This window comes from Enterobacter cloacae complex sp. SYL001 (assembly GCF_049237025.1).
GTDB lineage: Bacteria > Pseudomonadota > Gammaproteobacteria > Enterobacterales > Enterobacteriaceae > Enterobacter > Enterobacter intestinihominis.
Genome location: NZ_JBMKJI010000023.1, coordinates 77,522 through 83,521, shown reverse-complemented (window position 1 = coordinate 83,521; position 6,000 = coordinate 77,522). Strand labels below are relative to the sequence as shown.

Annotated in this window: 6 protein-coding genes; 1 reads left to right on the top strand and 5 read right to left on the bottom strand. The window is 54.8% G+C overall.

Features of this window, described 5'->3' with window-relative positions; genetic code table 11:
• Nucleotides 1-307: 307 nt before the first annotated feature.
• The 5 genes from gntU to ACOTZP_RS18535 form a co-directional block, all read right to left on the bottom strand.
• The gene (gene gntU / locus ACOTZP_RS18555) at nucleotides 308-1,648 is read right to left on the bottom strand and encodes a gluconate transporter (RefSeq protein WP_271074510.1); all 1,341 of its coding nucleotides are present in this window, start codon (nucleotides 1,646-1,648) and stop codon (nucleotides 308-310) included.
• A gap of 3 nt (nucleotides 1,649-1,651) precedes the next feature.
• Nucleotides 1,652-2,179, bottom strand: coding sequence for a gluconokinase (gene gntK / locus ACOTZP_RS18550; protein WP_003861569.1), 528 nt, complete (start codon nucleotides 2,177-2,179; stop codon nucleotides 1,652-1,654).
• A gap of 126 nt (nucleotides 2,180-2,305) precedes the next feature.
• Nucleotides 2,306-3,301, bottom strand: a complete 996-nt coding sequence (gene gntR, locus ACOTZP_RS18545; protein ID WP_003861567.1) for a gluconate operon transcriptional repressor GntR — start codon at nucleotides 3,299-3,301, stop codon at nucleotides 2,306-2,308.
• 91 nt (nucleotides 3,302-3,392) lie between these two features.
• Nucleotides 3,393-4,088 carry a pirin family protein gene (locus ACOTZP_RS18540; protein ID WP_271074509.1) on the bottom strand — a complete coding sequence of 232 codons (696 nt, stop codon included), beginning with the start codon at nucleotides 4,086-4,088 and terminating at the stop codon, nucleotides 3,393-3,395.
• Nucleotides 4,089-4,211: 123 nt separating this feature from the next.
• On the bottom strand, nucleotides 4,212-5,249 hold the full coding sequence (locus ACOTZP_RS18535) for an oxidoreductase (RefSeq protein WP_271074508.1): 1,038 nt from the start codon (nucleotides 5,247-5,249) through the stop codon (nucleotides 4,212-4,214).
• Between the two features lie 257 nt (nucleotides 5,250-5,506).
• Here ACOTZP_RS18535 and yhhY point away from each other — a divergent pair, with 257 nt between their 5' ends.
• A complete protein-coding gene (gene yhhY / locus ACOTZP_RS18530; RefSeq protein WP_063853830.1) occupies nucleotides 5,507-5,995 on the top strand; it encodes an N-acetyltransferase in 489 nt (162 codons plus the stop codon).
• Nucleotides 5,996-6,000 lie beyond the last annotated feature (5 nt).

Below are 6,000 nucleotides of genomic sequence, written 5' to 3'. Positions count from 1 at the left end.
TCGCTCAGGCCGCATGACTATAACGGTGGGTTACCGCCAAACGAATCGGAAAACCGATACTGGAAAAAATCTAAAGCCGTGGCCAGTTTTAGTTGACCACTACATACATGCATTCTTATGAACGGTACGCTGTAGAGGATTTGCAGTTAATTGGCGAATTAGTATTGGAATCTAACAAAAATAACTATCGATGCTATTTTCATATAAACGGAGTGCCTGGCATTATCTCTCCAACCAATTCGTCTCTGTTACAATGAATAAGGGCTTCCATATGGAAGCCCTTTACTTTATCTATCAAAGGAATACGTTAGCTCAGCAGCGTAAACGCAATCATCCCGACAACCGCACCCGTCGTGCCGAGGATGGTTTCCATCAGCGTCCAGGTTTTCAGGGTTTGCGCTTCGGTTGCGCCGGTAAATTTACCGAACAGCCAGAAGCCTGCGTCGTTCACGTGAGAAACCACAATCGAACCGCCCGCGATACAGATAGAGAGCGCCGCCATCTGCGCGCCGGAGTAGTTCAGCTGTTCAATCACCGGCATCACCAGCCCCACCGCGGTTAAGCACGCCACGGTCGCGGAGCCCTGAATGATACGCACCGCCGCGGCCAGCATGAAGCAGGTGACCGCAATCGGCAGGCCCATTCCGGTCAGCGCTTCGCCCAGCGCCGGGCCAACGCCGGAATCCACCAGCACCTGCTTGAACACGCCGCCCGCCCCGATCACCAGCAGGATAATCCCCGCCGGTTGCAGCGCGGCGCCGCAAATCTCCATCACGCGGTCTTTCGGCATGCCCTGACGCATTGCCAGGCCGTAAATCGCGACCAGACACGCCACCAGAATCGCAGTGAACGGATGACCAATAAATTCGAACCATTCGTAAGCGGTTGACCCCACCGGCACAAAGCGTGCAGCGATGGTTTTCAGGCCCACCAGCACTAGCGGCAGCAGGATCAGCGACAGACTGAAGCCGAAGGACGGCATTTTACCCTCGCCCAGGTGCGGCTCGGTGATGTCGTCCGGAATGTGCAGCTCAACGTAACGGCTGACGAAGTTGCCCCACAGCGGACCGGCGATAATCATCCCCGGGATCGCCGCACACAGGCCAATCAGGATCATCCAGCCAAAGTCAGCATGCATCTGGGAGGCTAGCAGCATCGGCGCAGGCCCCGGCAACAGAAACGCCGCCGCCGCCGCCACGCCCGCAAACAGCGGAATGACCAGCTTCACGAGGTTAGTACCAGTATGGCGCGCCATGGAGAACGCCACGCTAATCAGCAGCACCACCGCCACTTCAAAGAACAGCGGCAATGCACAAATCAGCCCTGCCAGACCAATCGCGTAGTGCGCACGGCTGTGCCCGAAGGATTTCAGCATCTTGACCGCAATCTGATCGACCGCGCCCGTCTCGTGCAAAATCTTGCCAAACATCGCGCCCAGTGCCACCACAATGGCCAGGAAGCCGAGCGTGCCGCCCATCCCTTTTTCCATCGTCGCCGCGATTTTGTCGAGCGGCATGCCGGAAAAGAGACCAGCACCAATAGAAACCACCATCAAAGCAACGAAGGCGTGCATACGTGCCTTCATCACTAAAAACAGCAGCAGCAATACGGAACCCACTGCTGTCAAAACTAGCGTTAATGTACTCAAAACTTACTGCCTTTTATTAATAACCTCGATGGTGCTGGCAACAACACCTTCCAGCGGCTGATCGATATCAACCACTAAGACATCCTGTTCGTCAGCCCCCGGCTCCTGCAACGCTTCGAACTGCGTTACCAGCATCTGGGTTTTGAAGAAGTGGCCTTTACGCGCCTTCAGGCGGCTTTCAATTACCCCGAAATCGCCTTTCAGGTAGATGAAAGAGAGGTTCGGGTTGCCATCGCGCAGCAGGTCGCGATAGGTTTTTTTCAGCGCGGAACAGACTATCAGGGAGACTTTATTGGTGCGCTGCATCGCGAACGCGGCATCATTCAGCGCCTGCAACCAGGGTTTGCGGTCGTCGTCATTCAGCGGCTCGCCGGAAGCCATTTTCATGATGTTGCTGCGCGGATGGAGGAAGTCACCATCAAGAAACGCAGCCTGGAGTTGATGCGCCACTTCGCTCGCCACGGCAGATTTACCGCTACCGGACACGCCCATCAGGACGTAAACGTGGTGATCGTGATTAGTCGTGCTCAAAGGGTGTCCCTCAGTCAATTGTTACGGGTAACAGTTATCGGTAACATTGTCCTGCCGGGGCATAAGAGAAGCAATATCCAAACGTGCGTGAAGTGAATAAGTGTGAGCTACTTCAAATTTGTCGGATTAAATAGATCCACCCGGTGACAAGGTGAAACCTAAATCTAACATTTTAGGGGTAACTGCCTCACCACGAATGCGCGCCAGCAGGCGTTCTGCACCAATGCGGCCCATACGTTCACGCGGGGTCAGGACGCTTGCCAGACGCGGCTCCATCACCTGGCCAATGTCGTGGCCGTGGAAGCCGGCAATCGCCATATCATCCGGGATTTTTAAACCCAGGCGCTGACACTCAAACGCGGCGCCGACCGCAAGGTCATCGTTGGTACAGAAAATACCGTCCAGTTGCGGATACTCGCGTCGCGCCTGACGCATCAGCTCAATACCCGACGTATAAGAGGAAGATTGCTCCACCATCACGCTGTACGGGGTTAAACCGGCGTCGAGCATCGCCTGCTCGTATCCCTTCTGTTTGATGATAGTACGTTCATCCAGACGCGCACCCAGATAGGCCACATGGCGATGACCGCGGGCGATGATCGCCGCCGTCATCTGACGCGCCGCTTCAAAGTTATCGAACCCCACGGCGATGTCGAGGCACGGCGACTGGCTGTCCATCAGCTCCACCACCGGAATGCCTGCCACTTCAATCATTTTCAGCGTGCGCGGGGTGTGAGTACGTTCCGTTAAAATCAGGCCGTCAATGTTCCAGGAAAGCATCGATTCAAGACGTTCCTCTTCCAGTTCCGGCTTGTACCCATAGTGGGCGAGCATGGTCTGATAACCAAAGGCATCGGTCACGCTTTCGATGCCACGCAGCACTTCAGCGAAAACCTGGTTGGTTAAGGAAGGAAGCAGGACGCCCACCGCTCGGCTGGTCGCATTAGAGAGAATATCGGGCGCGCGGTTGGGGATATAACCCAGTTCATCAAGGGCGGCGGCAATCTTGCCACGCAACGCCACGGAAACCTGCTCCGGGTTACGTAAAAAACGGCTGACCGTCATTTTGGTCACACCGACGCGATCGGCGACATCCTGAAGTACGGGGCGTTTCTTTTTCATCGTCCTGAGAAATCTTGAAGTGAGAGATTTGCTCAGTTTATCACGGACAAAGCTCAACCTTCCCCGTTTAAAGGGAAGGTTGAGAAATTATTTAGACCGGCGGCAGATCAAACAGCAGAATTTCACTTTCGCTGTCGGCATGCACGGAGAGCGTCTGCTCATCCCAGACTGCCAGGCCATCGGCGGCGGTGGCTTTGGTGCCGTTGATGGACACCTCGCCTTTCACCACCTGGATCCACACGCGGCGGTTGGCGGCGATCTGGTGCACAGACTGTTCATCTTTCGCCAGCGCCCAGCGGTACAGCTCCATATCCTGATGCACTTTCAGGGAACCTTCACGCGCATCCGGGGAGAGCACCAGCTGTTTACCCTGTTTCGCATCGAAGCGGCGCTGTTCGTAGCGTGGCGTGATGCCGGTCTCTTCTGGAATGATCCAGATTTGATACAGGTGCAGTTTTTCCGTTTTGCTCGGGTTGTACTCCGAGTGACGCACCCCGGTCCCCGCACTCATAATCTGGAACTCGCCCGCCGGAACCTGCTCTTTATTGCCCATGCTGTCCTGGTGCTCAACCGCCCCTTCCAGCACATAGGTCAGGATTTCCATGTCCTTGTGCGGGTGGGTACCGAAGCCCTGGCCTGCATCAATCACGTCGTCGTTAATGACGCGCAGCGCGGAGAAGCCCATGAAGTTCGGGTCGTAGTAATCGGCAAACGAGAATGAATGCCATGAGTCCAGCCAGCCATGATTCGCGTGACCACGTTCGTTTGCTTTGCGTAAGTAGATCATTGTTTTCACCCTCAGTTCGTTTCGATGGAGTAAGTGTGGACGCAAACGCTCAGGGATCATAGAGGGTGAAAATTGACTCCTCTGTTCAAAAATTTAGAACAAGCACAAAGGAGCCATTTTTGCTTATCTGGCGAGGGTTACCGTGGCAGGGGAAGCCTGTTCGAAGGCCCGTTCAAGGATTTCCAGGTTCGTCAGAACGTCAGATTCCTTGACGTAATTCGGCGTGCCGCTGGAGAGGGTTTCATACAGCGCATCGTAGACGCGTCCATAATCGCCCGTTTCCGGCTTCAGCTCTTCCCTGACCGTCAGGCCCTCGTCGTTCACGTACTCCAGCACGCCCACGGAATCATCTGCCGCAAAGCCCGGTTCGCCCGGCATGATGTTGGCCTTCAGGCTGGTCTCCTGCTGGTCGATGCCGTACTTGATAAAGGAGCCTTTCTTGCCGTGAACGATAAATTTCGGGTAGTCGATTTTCACCAGATGACTGGTTTTGACGATGGCTTTCAGGTCGCCGTAGAACAGCTGTGCTTCGAAGGTATCGTCCGGATTGGCCTTATTGCGCAGGCTGCGGATGTCGTACGCCACGTGGTCCGGGCGGCCAAACAGGGAGATGATCTGGTCCATGGTGTGTACGCCCAGACCGTAGAACGAACCGTCCTGCGGCAGGCCGGGTTTGGTTTCTGCCACAGGGCGGTAGTAATCGAAGTGGCTTTCGATTTCAACGATCTCGCCGAGCTTGCCGCTTTCGATTGCCTTTTTTGCCGTCAGGAAGCAGCTGTCAAAGCGACGGTTCTGGTAGGGCGTGACGGCCAGGCCTTTGCTTTTCGCCAGCGCAAAGAGTTCCTTCGCTTCGGCGATGGTCGGGGTGAACGGTTTTTCCACCAGCACGTTTTTACCTGCTTCCAGCGCGCGTTTTGCGTAGTCAAAGTGGCTGTCGGCGTGGGTACAGACCACCACCAGCTTCACCTGCGGATCATTTAACACTTCATCAAGATCGCTGGTGAAATGAATATGGGAATACTGCGGAGACTGCTCTTCTGGCTTCGCGCGGCGGCGATAGATATGGGCCACGTGCCAGGTCTCTTTTCGGTTAAGAACATACGGAAGGTGGTAACGCGTGGTGCTTTTGCCAAATCCAATAAATGCACAATGTAGTGTCATGGCTCAGTCCTTTTGGAAGGTTACTGAGTCTAACCATAACAAAAAAAAAGCCAGCGAGAAGCTGGCTAAAGTAATACTGGAAGCAATGTGAGCAATGTCGTGCTTTCAGGTTCCCGTAGGAGGTCTTCCTGAATGCAGAGCAATAATAATCATTCTCATTCGCACTTGTCCAACACTTTTTGCAAAAAATAGCGATTGACTCAACTTTTAAAGTCACTGATGTTGGAAGGGACTTTTAACTGACTGAGGAACAAGGAATGAGTGAGATAGTGATACGCCACGCTGAACCGAAAGATTACGACGCCATTCGTCAGATCCACGCCCAGCCGGAGGTGTACCACAACACGCTACAGGTTCCTCATCCCTCAGAGCAGATGTGGCATGACCGGCTAACCGATCAGCCCGGTATCAAGCAGCTTGTCGCCTGTATTGATGATACCGTCGCCGGGCATCTGTGCATTGCCGTAGCCCAGCGTCCGCGCCGCAGCCACGTCGCCGATTTTGGAATTTGTGTGGGTGCGCAGTGGCAAAATCGGGGCGTCGCCAGCGCGCTGATACGCACCATGGTTGATATGTGCGACAACTGGCTGCGCGTCGACCGCATCGAGTTAACGGTGTTTGTCGATAACGCACCGGCAATCGCGGTGTACAAAAAGCACGGGTTTGAGATTGAAGGCACCGGCAGGCGCTACGCCCTGCGCAACGGCGAGTACGTGGACGCGTATTATATGGCGCGGATGAAGTAACCCCT

Excerpts from the sequence above, each read along its gene's own strand:
- gntR (WP_003861567.1), bottom strand. The coding sequence starts at position 3,301 with ATGAAAAAGAAACGCCCCGTACTTCAGGATGTCGCCGATCGCGTCGGT.
- ACOTZP_RS18540 (WP_271074509.1), bottom strand. The coding sequence starts at position 4,088 with ATGATCTACTTACGCAAAGCAAACGAACGTGGTCACGCGAATCATGGC.
- ACOTZP_RS18535 (WP_271074508.1), bottom strand. The coding sequence starts at position 5,249 with ATGACACTACATTGTGCATTTATTGGATTTGGCAAAAGCACCACGCGT.
- yhhY (WP_063853830.1), top strand. The coding sequence starts at position 5,507 with ATGAGTGAGATAGTGATACGCCACGCTGAACCGAAAGATTACGACGCC.